Source organism: Amycolatopsis mediterranei, assembly GCF_026017845.1.
Taxonomy (GTDB): Bacteria; Actinomycetota; Actinomycetes; order Mycobacteriales; family Pseudonocardiaceae; genus Amycolatopsis; species Amycolatopsis mediterranei.
In genome coordinates this window covers 8,862,364-8,877,132 of record NZ_CP100416.1, presented here as the reverse complement: position 1 = coordinate 8,877,132, position 14,769 = coordinate 8,862,364, and the positions used below count along the sequence as shown (strand labels likewise).

The following is a 14,769-nucleotide window of genomic DNA, read 5'->3' as shown; positions in this document are numbered from 1 at the left end:
CGTGCGGCCGGGCCGGTACGTCCACTACAAGGGCGGCGAGTACGAGGTGCTCGGCGTGGCCCGGCACAGCGAGACCGAAGAGGAACTCGTGGTGTACCGGGCGCTCTACGGCGAGCGCGGGCTGTGGGTCCGCCCGGCGGCGATGTTCACCGAGACCGTGGAGACACCGGCCGGCCGGGTTCCGCGGTTCCGGCGGGTGGCGGACTGACCCCGGCCCGTTGAAAAATTGACCCTCCGGCTGCCCGAAGGGGCGGGTCTCGGTGCCGATACCGAATCGATGCCAAAATCGACGTATCTGATTCGCTGATTGTTGCTCCGCCAGGAAATCGTTAACCCGATAGGCGGGCGCGCAGTGGGGAGATACTTTCTCGCCGCTATTTATGCGCTGTTCGGGTGAGTTCGGGTTCTTATTCGCCGGGGTCGTGCGACACTCGATTCGAGGGGTTCCGCCGGTGCGTCCGGCGTGGCCGGAGGGTGGTGCGCTAGGCCGTCTTTCTTCGTCGTGCCAACGTTTCAGTCCGCCTTCGAGCTCGTGGTGCGCATGTCATCCGGCCGACGTGCGCGCATTTTCGACTGCACGGAGGAGGAAGTCATGCGTTATCGCCCACTCGGTTCCGATCCGGCTGACCCGCGCCTTGGCCGGTTCATTCCGGACGACTGGCGGCACGTGGAAAGGTATCCGCTCGGCGCGCTGGCCGAGGAAGACCGGCCCACCCGGTCGCCGGTCGTGATCGGGGTCAACTGGTACTCGGCGTTCGACCAGCCGGAACAGGACGAGAAGTCCGGCGAGTTCTTCATCGCCAAGGCCGGCGTCAAGAAGCTCGGCCACATCCGCGGCGGCCACTGCGTGTGCCTCGAGCCGGGCGGCACCCCGGACACCGACGCCTGGTACGCGTTCTACGATCAGGGCCACGAAGGCGCCTGCGTCGGCTTCGGCTGGTCGCGGTGCATGTCGATCTTCAACGGCAGCGAGTACGTCGCCCGCTGGCTCTGGGACACGGCCAAGAAGCGCGACGAGTGGCCCGAGACCAACCCCGGCGACGAGAACGGCACGTCGGTCCGGGCCGCGGCCGAGGTGCTCAAGGACAGCGGGCACGTCCTGTGGGACGAGTCCTACGCGAACGACGACTGGCAGGCCCGGGAGAAGTACACGCCCGAGGCCAAGCAGGGCATCAAGGCGTTCCGCTGGGCGAAGTCGGTCGACGACGTGCACTCGGTGCTCGCCAACCCGCGTGCCGACGAGCTCGGTGCCGTGCCGCTGCTCAATTCCTGGGGCCCGGGCTTCCCGCACCGCACCTACCTGCCCGACGCGGTGCTCGCCAAGCTGATCGAGGAGGACGGCGAGATCGCGGTACCGACCGATCAGTGAGTCCAGCCGCTCCCGCGGCGCAAGAACGAGGGCGCGTTTCCCCTGGTGGTGACCGGGGGAGGCGCGCCCTCCGGCCTTTGTGGACACGTCAGCGTGCCGAGCCTGAATCCATGCAGTACTGTCCCGATCCGACAGGGTGCTGGTGATTCCTGTCGGTTGTTGTCCTGTTCGACTCGTACTGTTTCAAGCAGTACTGCCGGAGGTGGGTCGGGTGCTCGTCCTAGCCGATGCGAACCTGCGACTCGACGCGAGCGCGATCGACTACATCGAATTGGCGTTCTACTTCGTGCTCGTGCTCGGCATCGGGTACCTGGCGCGGCGGCAGGTGTCGAGCAGCCTCGACTTCTTCCTGTCCGGCCGGTCGCTGCCCGCCTGGGTCACCGGCCTGGCGTTCATTTCGGCGAACCTCGGCGCGGTCGAAGTCATGGGCATGTCGGCGAACGGGGCCAAGTACGGCCTGCCGACCGTGCACTACTTCTGGATCGGCGCCATCCCGGCGATGCTGTTCCTCGGCATCGTGATGATGCCCTTCTACTACGGCTCGAAAGTCCGCAGCGTTCCCGAATTCATGCGGCGGCGCTTCGGTAAGCCGGCCCACCTGGTCAACGGCGTCAGCTTCGCCGCCGCCCAGATCCTGATCGCGGGCGCGAACCTCTTCCTGCTGGCCAGCGTCGTCAAGCTGCTCCTCGGCTGGCCGCTGTGGGTGTCGATCGTCGTCGCCGCCGCGATCGTGCTCTCCTACACCGCGCTCGGCGGCCTCTCCGCCGCGATCTACAACGAGGTCCTGCAGTTCTTCGTCATCGTCATCGCGCTGGTGCCGCTGACGATCATCGGCCTGGTCAAGGTCGGTGGCTGGCAGGGCCTGGTCGACAAGGTCACCAACAGCCCGGGCGGCACCGCACAGCTGCACTCGTGGCCCGGTGACAACCTGACCGGCTTCGGCAACAACATCCTGTCGATCCTCGGCATCGTGTTCGGCCTCGGATTCGTGCTCTCCTTCGGTTACTGGACGACGAACTTCGTCGAAGTCCAGCGCGCGATGGCGTCGAAGAGCATGTCGGCCGCGCGGCGCACCCCGATCATCGGCGCGTTCCCGAAGATGCTGGTCCCGTTCATCGTGATCATCCCCGGCATGATCGCCGCGGTCACCGTGTCCGAGTACGTGAAGGACAAGCAGGTCCTGCTCGACGGGGGCACCGCGGAAAGCGGCGTCACGTTCAACAACGCGCTCCTGCTGCTGATGCGCGACCTGCTCCCGAACGGCATGCTCGGCATCGCCATCGCCGGTCTGCTCGCTTCGTTCATGGCCGGCATGGCGGCCAACCTGAGCTCGTTCAACACGGTCTTCACCTACGACATCTGGCAGACCTACGTCCAGAAGGACAAGCCGGACCACTACTACCTGAACCTGGGCCGCATCGTGACGTCGGCCGGCACGATCCTCGCGATCGGCACGGCGTTCATCGCGTCGCAGTCCAGCAACATCCTGGACTACCTGCAGGACCTGTTCTCGTTCTTCAACGCGCCGCTGTTCGCGACCTTCATCCTCGGCATGTTCTGGAAGCGGATGACGCCGCACGCCGGCTGGAGCGGCCTGGTGCTCGGCACCGCGTCCGCGATCACCGTCTGGGGCCTGTCGAAGGCCGGGGTGCTGGGCCTGACCGGCCAGGGCATCAGCTTCGTCGCCGCGGGGACCGCGTTCGTCGTCGACATCGTGGTGAGCGTCGCCGTCTCGCTGGCGACCCGGCCGAAGCCGGACGAGGAGCTGGTCGGCCTGGTCTACTCGCTCACGCCGAAGGAAACCCGCCGGCACGACTCGACCGGCGAAAACGCGGGCTGGTACCGCAAGCCGGGCCTGCTCGCGGGCATCGTGCTCGTCCTGACCATCGCCCTGAACGCCATCTTCTAGGAGGCCGGAATGGCTACCGAATCGCAGCCGCGCGCCCACAAGGCCGGCGCCTTCGACATCCGGCTGATCATCGCCCTGCTGATCGGCGTCTACGGCGTCATCCTCACCGTCATGGGCATCGGCTTCACGTCCGACGAGGACATCAAGAAGGCGGCCGACGTCAACATCAACCTGTGGGCCGGGATCGGCATGCTGGTGGTCGCCGCGCTGTTCGTCACCTGGGCCCTGGTCCGGCCGCTCGTCGTGCCGGCGGAGACCGAGAGCGACGACACAACGGCCGTCGCCGGCGAATAACCGGGTTGTCCGGACAGCGGCGCACACCGGCAGCTACCGTGCTCGGCGTGTTCCCCGACGTTCGGCGCCGCCGTCTCCCGAAGCTGTTCCTGCTGGTCACCGCGCTCGCGCTGCCCCTGACGGCGTGCGGCCCGGACCTCGGCAAGTCCAACTTCGCCCGGACGACGGTGCCCGCGGCGGCCGGCTCCGGCCAGGTCGCCGACGGCCCGATCACCGACGCCGCCGTGGCGGCGGATGTGCTCCGCACGATCCAGCCGTGCCAGTTCCTGACGAAGGCCGCCCTCGGCGCCCGGGGCCTCGGTACGGTCGAGAACGATCCGTCGCCGTCGTCCATCGCCTTCGACACCTGCAGCAACAAGGTGAAGGACCCGGGCGGCAAGGAGATCCGGTTCGAGCTCGAGATCGGCAGCACGGTGGCGCCGCGGGCCGACAAGACGGCCGGGGTGGTCGGCGGGCTGCCGCTGCGCGTGAACAAGACGGGCGACACCGACTGCACCGTCGCGGCGATGACGGCGCTGAACCCGGACGTGGCGCTCACGGTGTCGGTCACCTACACCGGTGATCCCTGCCGTCCCGGCCAGGCGTTCGTCGACTCCGTCGTCCGGACGCTGCACAACTCGCCGGAGAAGTACTCGACGCCCACGGGCACGGTGCTGACCGCCGATCCGTGCGCGATGGCCGACACCGCGGCGGTGACCGCGGCCGTGCCGGCGGCGAAGCCCGCGCCCTCGGGCCTGCACTCGTGCGAGTGGCGGGACCGGGGCCCGGCGGTGACGGTCGGGTTCCGGCCGGGCCTGCCGCCGCTGGTCGGCGACGGTTACTCCAAGGTGGACCTCGGCAACGGCGTGACCGGCTTCCAGAAGCAGGCGAGCGGGGGTTCGGCGCGGTGCCAGGTCGAGTGGCAGCACCGGCCGTGGCAGGGCGACGACGTCGAACTGGCCCAGGTGGACTACCAGGGCTATGCCGACAACGACAGCGATCCGTGCGGCAAGGCGGTGGCCGTCGCGAAGAACGTGGTCACCAAGCTCCCGCAACCCTGATCCGCCTTGATCTGGCGGCGGGCCGCGCGGAGAGGTAGGAAGGACACCCCACCCGCCGATGTGCCGGAGGCTGCCGTGAAGAAGATCATCAACGATCCGGCGAACGTGGTCGCCGAGTCGCTGCGGGGGCTCGCCGCCGCGCACGCCGACATCCTCCGCGTCCAGTACGAGCCGGACGTCGTGATCAGAGCCGACGCGCCGGTCGCGGGCAAGGTCGCCGTCATCTCCGGTGGCGGGTCCGGGCACGAACCGCTGCACGGCGGCTTCGTCGGCCAGGGCATGCTCGCCGCCGCGGTCCCCGGCGCGGTGTTCACCTCGCCGACGCCGGACGCGGTGCAGGCCGCGGTCACCGCGACCACCGGCGAAGCGGGCGCGCTGCTCATCGTGAAGAACTACACCGGCGACGTGCTGAACTTCGAGACGGCCGCCGAGCTCGCCGCCGCCGAGGGCCTCGAGGTGCGCAGCGTCGTGATCGACGACGACGTCGCGGTCAAGGACTCGACGTACACCGCGGGCCGCCGCGGGGTGGGCGGCACCGTGCTGCTGGAGAAGATCACCGGCGCCGCCGCCGAGCGCGGCGACTCGCTCGACGCCGTCACCGCGCTGGCGCAGAAGGTGATCGGCCAGGTCCGGTCGATCGGCGTCGCCCTCACCGCGCCGACCGTGCCGCACGCCGGCACCCCCAGCTTCGACCTCGACGAGAACGAGATCGAGTTCGGCATCGGCATCCACGGCGAGCCCGGCCGCGAGCGGATCCCGGCCGAGCCGGCCGACGAGCTGGTGGCACGGATGGTCGAGGCGGTCGTTTCGGACCTGCCGTTCGCCTCGGGCGACCGCGTGCTGCTGTTCACCAATTCGATGGGCGGCACCCCGCTCGTCGAGCTCTACCTGGCCCACGGCATCGCCGAGCGGCTGCTGGCCGACCGGGGGATCGTGGTCGAACGCCGGCTGGTCGGCCCGTACATCACCAGCCTCGAGATGCAGGGGATGAGCTTGACGTTGCTCAAACTGGACGACGAGCTGACCGAGCTCTGGGACGCACCGGTCAACACCGCGGCCCTGCGGTGGGCGCTCTGATGGCCTGCACGGCCGACGGGGTCGCGGCGGCGGTGCGGGCCGCCGCGGCGGTGGTCGCCGAGCACCGCGCGGAACTGATCGACCTCGACCGCGCGATCGGCGACGGCGACCACGGCGAGAACCTGAACCGCGGCTTCGCGGCCGTCGTCGCGGCGCTGGATTCCGCTGTTCCGGACACCCCCGGCGGCGTGCTGAAGCTCGTCGCGACGACGTTGATCTCCAAGGTCGGCGGAGCCGCGGGCCCGTTGTACGGCACGGCTTTCCTGCGTGCCTCGGCCAAGCTGGGCCCGGCCGCCGAGCTCGACGTCCCGGCGCTGCTCGACGCGTTGCGCGCGGGCCTCGAAGGTGTCCAGGCCCGCGGCAAGGCCGTGGCCGGCGACGCGACCATGGTCGACGCCCTGATCCCCGCGGTCGCGGCCGCGGAGAAGGCGGCCGGGGACGGCGGGGACGTCGCCGCGTTGCTGACCGCGGCGGCCGACGCGGCCGACACCGGTGCCGAGTCCACAGTGGACCTGGTGCCGCGGAAGGGCCGGGCGTCCTACCTCGGCGAGCGCGCGGTCGGCCACCTCGATCCCGGCGCCCGGTCGTCGGCGCTGCTGCTGCGCGCGTTCGCGGAGGCCGCCCGGTGAGCGTGGGAATCGTGCTCGTGTCGCACAGTGCGAAGCTCGCCGAAGGCCTGGCCGAGCTGGCCGCCCAGATGGCGCCGGACGTCACCATCCTCCCGGCAGGCGGCCTCTCCGACGGCTCGATCGGCACGGACTACGACGAGGTCGTCGCCGCCACCCAGCGCGCCGACTCCGGCGACGGCGTCGTGCTGCTCTACGACCTGGGCAGCGCGCAGATGACGGCCGAGCTCGCCGTCGAATCACTGGCCGACCCCTCGGCCGCGGTCGTCGCGGACGGCCCGCTGGTCGAGGGCGCGATCGCGGCGGCGGTCGCCGCGCAGGCGGGGCAGGACCGCAAGGCGGTGGCCGAGGCCGCCGCGGCGGCCGGCCTCCCCGAGGACCTGGCCCCGGCCGAGGCTCCGGCCGATTCCGCCGAAATCGAACTGGAGCTGCACAACGAGGTCGGGCTGCACGCCCGGCCCGCCGCGGTGCTGGTGCGCACGCTCAGCGAGTTCGACGCCGAGGTGACGGTCCGGCTCGGCGATCAGGAGGCCGACGGACACAGCGTCCTGGCCCTGATGTCGCTCGGCGCGCGCCAGGGCGACCGGATCCGCGTGCGAGCGCGCGGGCCGCAGGCTTCCGCCGCGCTGGAGAAGGCGAAGGAGCTGGTGGACGGCAATTTCGGCGAGTGAAGCCGGGCGCTCGGCCGGGTGACTTGAGCGGTACTGACTCGATTCCGTCTGGGCTTCCGGCGGTCCCGTGTGGGAGAGTCGGGGCAATTACCAGCGAGTAACATCTCTGGAGGCCTCGATGGTGCGGGACATTTCGACGGTCGGTGTGGTCGGCCTGGGCACCATGGGGGCCGGGATCGCCGAAGTGCTCGCGCGCAGCGGACTCGACGTCGTCACGGTCGAACTCGACGAAGCGGGCGTCGCGCGCGGCCGCGGCCACCTCGAGCACTCCACCGAACGGGCGCTCTCCGGCGGCAAGCTGGACGCGCCCGGGCGGGCGGCGCTGCTGGACCGGATCCACTACAGCACGTCGCTGTCGGATCTGTCCGAAGTGGATCTGGTGATCGAGGCGATCCCGGAGAGCCTCGAGCTGAAGGCCGAGGTCTTCGCCGAGCTGGACAAGATCACCCGGCCCGAAGTGGTCTTCGCGTCCAACACGTCTTCGCTGTCGATCACCGAGATCGGCGTGCACACCGCGCGGCCCGGCAAGGTCGTCGGCATGCACTTCTTCAACCCGGCGCCGGTGCTGAAGCTCGTCGAGATCGTCAAGACGGTGGTGACCGAGCCGGACGTGGTCGCCGAAGTCGTCGAGTTCGCCGAGCGGCTGGGCAAGGTGCCGGTGGTGATCGGCGACCGCGCCGGGTTCATCGCCAACGCGCTGCTCTTCGGTTACCTCAACCACGCGGTGCGGATGTACGAGCAGCGCTACGCCACCCGCGAGGACCTCGACGCCGCGATGCGCTTCGGCTGCGGCTACCCGATGGGCCCGCTCGCGCTGCTCGACCTGATCGGGCTGGACACCGCGAACGAAATCCTCGACACGATGTACCACCAGTCCCGCAACCGCCTGCACGCGCCCGCGCCGCTGCTCAAGCAGATGATCACGGCGGGTCTGCTGGGCCGCAAGACCGGCCGGGGCTTCTACACCTACGACGCCCCGGACTCGCCCACCGTGGTCTCCTCCGGTGTCGTGTCCACAGTGGAGGGTGTCCCGCCACGCCCGGTGGCGCGGGTCGGCGTGGTCGGCACCGGCACGATGGCCACCGGCATCGCGGAGGTGTTCGCCAAGCGCGGCCTCGACGTCGTGCTGCGCGCCCGGAGCCTCGAGAAGGCGCAGGCGTCGGTGGCTCGCGTCAAGAAGTCACTCGACAAGGCCGTGGTCAAGGGCAAACTGTCCGAAGAGGACGCCGCGGCGGCACTGGCGCGGATCACCCCGGTGACCGACTTCGAGGCACTGGCCGACGTCGACCTGGTCATCGAAGCGGTGGCCGAGGAATTGCCGGTCAAGCAGGCGGTGTTCGCGGCGCTGGACGAAGTGGTCCGCCCGGGCGCGGTCCTGGCGACGACGACGTCTTCGCTGCCGGTGATCGAGTGCGCCGCCTCGACGTCCCGGCCGTCCGACGTGGTCGGCCTCCACTTCTTCAACCCGGCCCCCGTGATGAAGCTGGTCGAGGTGGTGTCGACGATCGCGACGGCCCCGGACGTGGTGGCAACGGCGAGCGCGGTCTGCAAGGCGGTGGGCAAGCACGCGGTGCACTGCGGCGACCGCGCGGGCTTCATCGTCAACGCGCTGCTGTTCCCGTACCTCAACGACGCGGTGAAGATGCTTGAAGCCCACTACGCGGGCGCGAACGACATCGACACGGCCATGAAGGTCGGCTGCGGCCTGCCGATGGGCCCGTTCGAGCTGCTGGACGTCGTCGGCCTCGACGTCTCCCTGGCCATCCAGCGGACGCTGTACAACGAGTTCCGCGAGGAAGGCTTCGCGCCGGCGCCGCTGTTGGAGCACCTGGTGACCGCGGGGCGGCTGGGCCGGAAGACCGGGAAGGGCTTCAAGGACTACTGATCAGCGCTCGGCCACCTCGCCGAGGACCGGTTTCACGTCGAGCACCGGGGTGCCGTCGATGGCTTCCGAGCCCGTGACCGTGAGCGCGGCGCCCTCGATCGCCGTCACCGTGACCGTGTGGAGGCCGATCGGGTTCGGGCGGTCCGGCGAGCGCGTCGAGAACACGCCGGTGCTCGGGCGGTCGCGGTCGCCGCGGGGGTGGACCGCCTGGACGTCGCGGTCCGCCTCGTGCAGCCAGGTCAGGAGGATCAGGCGGTCGCCCGGCCGCAGGTCGGCCGCCGCCGGGGTGAACTCCGGGGCGAAGACCACCCGGGACGGCGGCGCGCCCTCGTCGCCCTGCTTCGGGGCCGCCGAGCGGTCCGTCAGGGGCGACTCGATGTGCGCCACCGGGCGCACCTGGTAACTCGTCACCGGTAATAGCCCTCGACCGGCACGCGGGCCTCGTCGAACAGCGCCGGGCCCTCCGACTCGTACCCCCAGGTGACCGGCGGCCGCAGCGTGAGGAACTGTTCCGTCGACAGCGCGTAGACGACGCGGCCGAGCCCGGACCGCTCGATCGCGCCGGTGCACATCCCGCACGGCTGCGTGCTGGTGAACATCGTCGTGGCCGCCGCGGTCTCCGGGTCCAGGTTCTGCGCCGCCCAGCGGGCCAGCTTCAGTTCCGGGTGGGCCGTGATGTCGTTGTCGGTCAGCGAGGTGTTGCGGTCTTCGGCCAGGATCTTGCCGTCGGCGTCGGCCAGCAGGGAGCCGAACGGCGGGTTGCCGTGTTCCTCGCGCGCTTCGCGGGCGAGCTCGATCGCCCGCCGCAGCAGGGTTTCTTCGGTGTCCTTCACCGGTTCTCCTTCCAGGACGCGGCCACCGCCGCGAGGTCTCGCCACGCCACCTCCGGGCGCAGCGTTTCGGCCGGGTCCGAGTCGAACGGGTCGAGCACGACGGTGTCCGCCCCCATCGCCCGCAACTGCGCCAGATCGTCGATGACCTGCTCGAGCGTTCCTTCGCCGGCCCGCCGCTCCGGCCCGGTCACCGGCGCCGCCGTCACGCGCAGCAGGATCCGTGGCGCGAACGCGGGTAGCGGCCGGTCGCCCGCCAGCTTTTCCAAGCGCCCCAGCGTTTCCCGGAACCCGGCCATCGTCAGCCGCAGCGGGTGCCACGCGTCGCCGAGCTCCACCGCCCGGCGCAGCCCGGCGTCGCTGTGCCCGCCCAGCCACAGCGGGATCGGATCCACGCGGTAGTCGTCGCGCTCGGCCCACGCCGCGCGGATCGTCCGCAGGTACTCGCCGGTGAGCTTGCCCCGCTGCTCGAACGGCACCCCCAGCGCGTCGAACTCCTGCTTCGCCCAGCCGATCCCGGCGCCGAGCACGAGCCGGCCGCCGCTCAGCTCGTGCAGGTTCGCCGCCATCCGCGCCACCAGCAGCGGATGCCGGTACGGCACCACCAGCACGGTGGTGCCCAGCCGCACCCGCTGCGTGACTCCGGCCAGCCACGACAACGTCGTGAACGGCTCGTAGAACGGCGCGGGGTACTGCCCGGCGACGTCCGGCGTGATGGCGACGTGGTCGGACACCATCAGCAGGTCGTAGCCCAGCCCCTCCACCGTCTGCGCCCAGGCGCGCAGCACGCCCGGGTCCGTGCCGGGCCCGAAGTTGGGGACGTTCACGCCGATCTTCACCGCAAAAGGCTATCGGCGGCCGAGCCAGGACCGGAAGGGATTGGTCACGGCGTTCGGCCCGTTCCGCCGTGGATCCCACGGTATGTTCGGCGGATGACCGAGAGTCTCGATCCGACGGACTGGGCCATCCTGGCCGAGCTCCAGCGCGACGCCCGGTTGCCGCTCACCGAGCTCGGCCGCCGGGTGAACCTCAGCGCGTCCGCGGCGACCGAACGGCTCCGGCGGCTCGAGACCGCCGGCGTGATCAGCGGCTACCGCGCGGAAATCGACCTCGCCAAGGTCGGCTACCCGGTGCTCGCCGTGGTCCGGCTCAAGTACCCGGGCAGCCGCCACGAGCCGCTGCACACGCTGCTCGGCGAGCGCTCCGAGATCCTCGAATGCCTGCGCACCACCGGCGACGACTGCTACACGCTCAAGATCGCCGCGGCCTCCATGGCCCACCTCGAGCACACCATGGACGAGCTCGCGCAGTTCGGCAGCACCACCACGAACGTCGTCTACAGCCAGACATTGCCCTACCGCGGACCGCGGGAGCCCGCCCGTGACCTCGACGCCTGAGCGCATCGTCGTCGTCGGCGTGACGGGCTCGGGCAAGTCGACGCTCGCGGCCCGGATCGCCGAGCGCACCGGCCTGCCCTACCACCCCGCGGACGACATCTGCTGGCAGCCGGGCTGGGTCGGCACTCCTGACGAAGAACAGCGGCGCCGGATCGCCGAGGTGTGCGCGCAGGAGCGCTGGGTCCTCGACGCCGTCTACAACTCGTGGCAGGACCTCGTCCTGCCCCGCACGCAGCTGGTCGTGGGCCTCGACTACCCGCGCTGGCTTTCGCTGGGCCGCCTGGTGCGCCGGACGCTGGTGCGGACGGTGACACGCAAGCGGATCTGCAACGGGAACGTCGAGTCGGTGCGCCAGGTGTTCTCCGCCGACTCGATCGTCCGCTGGCACTTCAGGTCGTTCGCGCGCAAGCGGGCCCGCATCCGGGCGTGGGCCGTCGAGTCGCCCGGCCCGGTCGTCGTCCGGCTGACGTCCCCGCGCGAGACCCGCCGGTGGCTCGAGAGCCTCTGAGCTCAGGTGCCCGGCGGCAGCAGCGGACCGCCGCTCCAGTGCTGGAACACCAGGTTGGTGTGGACCCGGGCGACCTCGTCCCGCGCGGTCAGCTCGTCGAGGACCAGCCGCTGCAGCTCCCCGGCGGAGCTGGTCGCGACGTGCGCGAGGAAGTCGTCCGGCCCGGTCAGGTGGTAGACCGCCCGCACCTCCGGCAGGGAGAGCAGGTGCTCGATGAACGGGTCGACCAGCGGCCGCCGGTGCGGGCGGACCTGGACGAACAGGAAGGCCTCCAGCGGCCGCCCGAGCTTCGCCGCGTCGACCGACGCGTGCTGGCCGGTGATCACGCCGGTGTCCCGCAGCCGGGCGACGCGGTCCAGGCACGTCGACGGCGCGATGCCGACCGCGGCCGCCAGGTCCTTGTTGGTGACCCGGGCATCGTTCTGCAGCAGCCGCAGGATTTCGAGATCCACCGGACTCAGTTCGACAGAATCGGACATCGCCGAATGATATCCGAGAGTGTTGCTCCTGGTCCGGTGAAAGCTCGACCATGCTGGCATGACTTCCTCGCTGCGCACGCGGGCCGTCCACGCCGGCCGTGACGATCTCACGGACCTCGGCGTGCACGCCGCTCCGCTCGACCTGTCCACGACCTACCCGTCCCGCGACAGTGCCGCCGAAGCCGCCCGGATCGACGCCTTCGCCGCCGGCGCCGAGCTCGACGGCCCGCCGATCTACGGGCGGGTGGGCAACCCGACCGTCGAACGGTTCGAGCGCGCGCTCGCCGAGCTCGAAGGCTTCGACCACGGCGTCGCGTTCGCCAGCGGCATGGCCGCCGTCTCGGCCTGCCTGCTTTCCGCGGTGGCGCAAGGGAAACGGCACGTCGTCGCGGTGCGCCCGCTCTACGGCTGCAGTGACCACCTGCTCGAGTCCGGGCTGCTCGGCACGGAGGTCACCTGGGCCGCACCCGGCGCCGTCACCGCCGCGCTGCGGCCGGACACCGGGCTGGTGTTCGTCGAGACGCCGGCGAACCCGACCCTGGCCGAGGCGGACATCGCCGAGCTGGCCCGTGCTTGTGGCGACGTGCCTCTCCTGGTGGACAACACGTTCGCCACCCCGGTCCTGCAGCGCCCCGGCCGCCACGGCGCCCGGCTGGTGCTGCACAGCGCGACGAAGTTCCTCGGCGGCCACGGCGACGTGATGGGCGGGATCGTCGCGTGCGACGCGCCGGAAGCCGCCCGGCTGCGCCAGATCCGCTTCGCCACCGGCGGCGTGCTGCACCCGCTCGCCGGATACCTGTTGCTGCGCGGGCTTTCCACGCTGCCGCTGCGCGTCAACGCCGCCTCCGCGACCGCGGCGACGCTGGCGTCACGGCTCCGCGAGCACCCGGCCGTGACCGCCGTCCACTACCCGCGGATCGGCGGCCCGCTGGTGGCGTTCGAGGTCGGCGGCGACCCGCACGCCCTGATCGCGGCGGTCCGGCTGATCACGCCGGCCGTCAGCCTCGGCAGCGTCGACACGCTGATCCAGCACCCGGGCTCGATCAGCCACCGGATCGTCGACGAGGGCGACCGCCAAAGCGCCGGCGTGTCCGACCAGCTGATCCGGATGTCCGTCGGTTTGGAGGACGTCGAGGATCTGTGGGCCGATCTGGAGCAGGCGCTGAAGGTCGGCTGAGCCTGGTCAGCCGCAGCAGCCGCCACCGCAGCAGCCGCCGCCGGCCGGGGCCGCGGGACCGCTCGCGGCCCCGGTGAGGGCGACCGTGGTGAGCAGCTTGACGGTGTCGGCGTGGCCCTCCGGGCAGGCCGCCGGCGCACTGGATTCGCTCATCGGGCGCAGGAGCTCGAAGGTCTCGGTGCACTCGCGGCAGCGGTAGGCGTAGGTCGGCATGCCGCGATTATCGCCGGAGGCGCCCGGGGATGGGAAGCTGGGCGCGTGCAGCCGCCCTCGCTCGCCGACGTCCCGCACCTCGGCCAGGTCGTCCCGTCCCTGCTCGCCGCGCTCGGGGTGCCCGGCTGCGGGAACGTTCTGGCGTTGCCGGAGGCCCGCAGCGCCGGCGTGCTGCTGGTCGACGGGCTCGGCTGGGAGCTTCTCGCCGAGCACGCCGCGGACGCCCCGGTGCTGACCGAGCTCGCCCGCGAGCCGCTGCGCGTGGGCTTCCCGTCGACGACGGCCGCCGGGGTCGCCGCGATCGGCACCGGGCTCGCGTCCGGCGAGCACGGGATGGTCGGCTACACCTTCGAGATGCCCGGCACCGGCGTGCTCAACGCGTTGCGCTGGTGCAGCCACGAAGACGGCAGCGATCTGCGCGGCGCCCTCCCGCCCCGCGAGGTCCAGCCGCTGCCGACGACCTTCGAGCGGGCCGCCGCGGCGGGCATCGACGCGGCCGTGGTGTCCTCGGCCAAGTTCCGCGACACGGCCTTGACGCTGGCCACCCAGAGCGGGGCGCAGTACGCCGGGGTCCACGCGCTCGGCGACCTCGCCGCGCGGACGTTGTCGGTGCTGGACGGGCGCGCGTTCTGCTACGCCTACCACAGCGAACTCGACTTGCTGGGCCACGTCTACGGCCCCGGCTCGGCCGCCTGGCGCATGCAGCTGCGGCAGATCGACCGGCTCGTCGAGTCCCTTGTGGACGGTCTGCCGTCCGGAGCGCTGCTCGCCGTGGTGGCCGACCACGGGATGGTGACCGTCGAGGACAAGCTCGACCTCGAAGACGCCCCGGAGCTGCTGGCCGGCGTCCGCACGTTCGGGGGCGAGGTCCGCGCACGGCACGTCTACACCGAGCCGGGCGCGGCCGCGGACGTCCTCGCGGCCTGGCGGGAGGTGCTCGGCGAGCGGGCCTGGGTGCGCTCGCGCGAGGAGGCGGTCGCCGAGGGCTGGTTCGGGCACACGGTGAGCGACCGGGTCCTGCCGCGCATCGGCGACGTCGTCGCCGCGGCCCGGGACGGGTTCGGGATGGTCCGGGGGCTCGCGGAGGCCGTGGAGACGTCGCTGGTCGGGCAGCACGGGTCGTTGACCAGTGCCGAGCAGCTGGTGCCGCTGGCGTTGGCCCAGGGGTAGGCCGTACCCGGGTGGACGACACGCGTGCCTGGGTGGACGACACGCGTGTGGAGTTGCCCCGGTGGGGCGGACACGGGGTTTTAGGCAGCTGGGGCCTGAACGTAGCTGTTTCGGGCTTCGGCTG

18 protein-coding genes are annotated in these 14,769 nt (G+C 71.2%); 13 read left to right on the top strand and 5 right to left on the bottom strand.

Going from position 1 to position 14,769, the window contains the following annotated elements:
- Window position 1 precedes the first annotated feature (1 nt).
- The 9 genes from ISP_RS40080 to ISP_RS40040 all read left to right on the top strand — a co-directional run bounded on the left by ISP_RS40080 (window position 2) and on the right by ISP_RS40040 (window position 8,871).
- Complete coding sequence (locus ISP_RS40080) at window positions 2-208, top strand: DUF1653 domain-containing protein (RefSeq protein ID WP_013229500.1); 207 nt, start codon at window positions 2-4, stop codon at window positions 206-208.
- A gap of 384 nt (window positions 209-592) precedes the next feature.
- Window positions 593-1,369, top strand: coding sequence for a hypothetical protein (locus tag ISP_RS40075; protein WP_013229499.1), 777 nt, complete (start codon window positions 593-595; stop codon window positions 1,367-1,369).
- A 211-nt stretch (window positions 1,370-1,580) separates the two neighbouring features.
- Window positions 1,581-3,278, top strand: a complete 1,698-nt coding sequence (locus ISP_RS40070; RefSeq protein ID WP_013229498.1) for a sodium:solute symporter family protein — start codon at window positions 1,581-1,583, stop codon at window positions 3,276-3,278.
- A gap of 9 nt (window positions 3,279-3,287) precedes the next feature.
- Window positions 3,288-3,572, top strand: a complete 285-nt coding sequence (locus tag ISP_RS40065) for a hypothetical protein (RefSeq protein WP_013229497.1) — start codon at window positions 3,288-3,290, stop codon at window positions 3,570-3,572.
- Window positions 3,573-3,619: 47 nt separating this feature from the next.
- The gene (locus ISP_RS40060) at window positions 3,620-4,612 is read left to right on the top strand and encodes a DUF3558 domain-containing protein (RefSeq protein WP_230468570.1); all 993 of its coding nucleotides are present in this window, start codon (window positions 3,620-3,622) and stop codon (window positions 4,610-4,612) included.
- A 75-nt stretch (window positions 4,613-4,687) separates the two neighbouring features.
- Window positions 4,688-5,689, top strand: a complete 1,002-nt coding sequence (dhaK, locus tag ISP_RS40055; protein WP_013229495.1) for a dihydroxyacetone kinase subunit DhaK — start codon at window positions 4,688-4,690, stop codon at window positions 5,687-5,689.
- Window positions 5,689-6,318 carry a dihydroxyacetone kinase subunit DhaL gene (dhaL, locus tag ISP_RS40050; protein ID WP_013229494.1) on the top strand — a complete coding sequence of 210 codons (630 nt, stop codon included), beginning with the start codon at window positions 5,689-5,691 and terminating at the stop codon, window positions 6,316-6,318. Before dhaK ends, dhaL begins: the two co-directional genes overlap by 1 nt.
- A complete protein-coding gene (gene dhaM / locus ISP_RS40045; protein WP_013229493.1) occupies window positions 6,315-6,986 on the top strand; it encodes a dihydroxyacetone kinase phosphoryl donor subunit DhaM in 672 nt (223 codons plus the stop codon). Before dhaL ends, dhaM begins: the two co-directional genes overlap by 4 nt.
- Window positions 6,987-7,104: 118 nt before the next feature.
- Window positions 7,105-8,871 carry a 3-hydroxyacyl-CoA dehydrogenase family protein gene (locus tag ISP_RS40040; RefSeq protein ID WP_013229492.1) on the top strand — a complete coding sequence of 589 codons (1,767 nt, stop codon included), beginning with the start codon at window positions 7,105-7,107 and terminating at the stop codon, window positions 8,869-8,871.
- On the opposite strand, the gene tsaA is transcribed toward ISP_RS40040, so the two are convergent.
- The 3 genes from tsaA to ISP_RS40025 are packed head-to-tail and all read right to left on the bottom strand — an operon-like array spanning window position 8,872 to window position 10,540.
- Window positions 8,872-9,282, bottom strand: coding sequence for a tRNA (N6-threonylcarbamoyladenosine(37)-N6)-methyltransferase TrmO (tsaA, locus tag ISP_RS40035; RefSeq protein ID WP_235190537.1), 411 nt, complete (start codon window positions 9,280-9,282; stop codon window positions 8,872-8,874).
- Entirely contained in the window at window positions 9,279-9,704 is a 426-nt protein-coding gene (locus ISP_RS40030; protein WP_013229490.1) for a nucleoside deaminase, read from the bottom strand. Before ISP_RS40030 ends, tsaA begins: the two co-directional genes overlap by 4 nt.
- Complete coding sequence (locus tag ISP_RS40025) at window positions 9,701-10,540, bottom strand: LLM class flavin-dependent oxidoreductase (protein WP_013229489.1); 840 nt, start codon at window positions 10,538-10,540, stop codon at window positions 9,701-9,703. The genes ISP_RS40030 and ISP_RS40025 overlap by 4 nt, the downstream gene beginning before the upstream one ends.
- Window positions 10,541-10,633: 93 nt before the next feature.
- On the opposite strand from ISP_RS40025, the gene ISP_RS40020 reads away from it, so the two are divergent.
- Window positions 10,634-11,098, top strand: coding sequence for an Lrp/AsnC family transcriptional regulator (locus tag ISP_RS40020; protein WP_013229488.1), 465 nt, complete (start codon window positions 10,634-10,636; stop codon window positions 11,096-11,098).
- Window positions 11,082-11,606, top strand: coding sequence for an AAA family ATPase (locus ISP_RS40015; RefSeq protein WP_013229487.1), 525 nt, complete (start codon window positions 11,082-11,084; stop codon window positions 11,604-11,606). Before ISP_RS40020 ends, ISP_RS40015 begins: the two co-directional genes overlap by 17 nt.
- 2 nt (window positions 11,607-11,608) lie before the next feature.
- Here the strand turns inward: ISP_RS40015 and ISP_RS40010 are convergent, their stop codons facing one another.
- Window positions 11,609-12,085, bottom strand: coding sequence for an Lrp/AsnC family transcriptional regulator (locus tag ISP_RS40010; protein ID WP_013229486.1), 477 nt, complete (start codon window positions 12,083-12,085; stop codon window positions 11,609-11,611).
- Window positions 12,086-12,143: 58 nt separating this feature from the next.
- On the opposite strand from ISP_RS40010, the gene ISP_RS40005 reads away from it, so the two are divergent.
- The gene (locus ISP_RS40005) at window positions 12,144-13,262 is read left to right on the top strand and encodes a trans-sulfuration enzyme family protein (protein ID WP_013229485.1); all 1,119 of its coding nucleotides are present in this window, start codon (window positions 12,144-12,146) and stop codon (window positions 13,260-13,262) included.
- Window positions 13,263-13,268: 6 nt separating this feature from the next.
- Here the strand turns inward: ISP_RS40005 and ISP_RS40000 are convergent, their stop codons facing one another.
- Complete coding sequence (locus tag ISP_RS40000) at window positions 13,269-13,475, bottom strand: FmdB family zinc ribbon protein (protein ID WP_013229484.1); 207 nt, start codon at window positions 13,473-13,475, stop codon at window positions 13,269-13,271.
- 45 nt (window positions 13,476-13,520) lie between these two features.
- Here ISP_RS40000 and ISP_RS39995 point away from each other — a divergent pair, with 45 nt between their 5' ends.
- Window positions 13,521-14,645, top strand: coding sequence for an alkaline phosphatase family protein (locus tag ISP_RS39995; RefSeq protein ID WP_013229483.1), 1,125 nt, complete (start codon window positions 13,521-13,523; stop codon window positions 14,643-14,645).
- Window positions 14,646-14,769 lie beyond the last annotated feature (124 nt).

What these genes read in the sequence shown, in the direction of transcription:
- ISP_RS40010 (WP_013229486.1), bottom strand. Translation starts at nt 12,085, where the DNA reads ATGTCCGATTCTGTCGAACTGAGTCCGGTGGATCTCGAAATCCTGCGG.
- ISP_RS40005 (WP_013229485.1), top strand. Translation starts at nt 12,144, where the DNA reads ATGACTTCCTCGCTGCGCACGCGGGCCGTCCACGCCGGCCGTGACGAT.
- ISP_RS40040 (WP_013229492.1), top strand. Translation starts at nt 7,105, where the DNA reads ATGGTGCGGGACATTTCGACGGTCGGTGTGGTCGGCCTGGGCACCATG.
- ISP_RS40075 (WP_013229499.1), top strand. Translation starts at nt 593, where the DNA reads ATGCGTTATCGCCCACTCGGTTCCGATCCGGCTGACCCGCGCCTTGGC.
- ISP_RS40065 (WP_013229497.1), top strand. Translation starts at nt 3,288, where the DNA reads ATGGCTACCGAATCGCAGCCGCGCGCCCACAAGGCCGGCGCCTTCGAC.
- ISP_RS40000 (WP_013229484.1), bottom strand. Translation starts at nt 13,475, where the DNA reads ATGCCGACCTACGCCTACCGCTGCCGCGAGTGCACCGAGACCTTCGAG.
- ISP_RS40020 (WP_013229488.1), top strand. Translation starts at nt 10,634, where the DNA reads ATGACCGAGAGTCTCGATCCGACGGACTGGGCCATCCTGGCCGAGCTC.
- dhaL (WP_013229494.1), top strand. Translation starts at nt 5,689, where the DNA reads ATGGCCTGCACGGCCGACGGGGTCGCGGCGGCGGTGCGGGCCGCCGCG.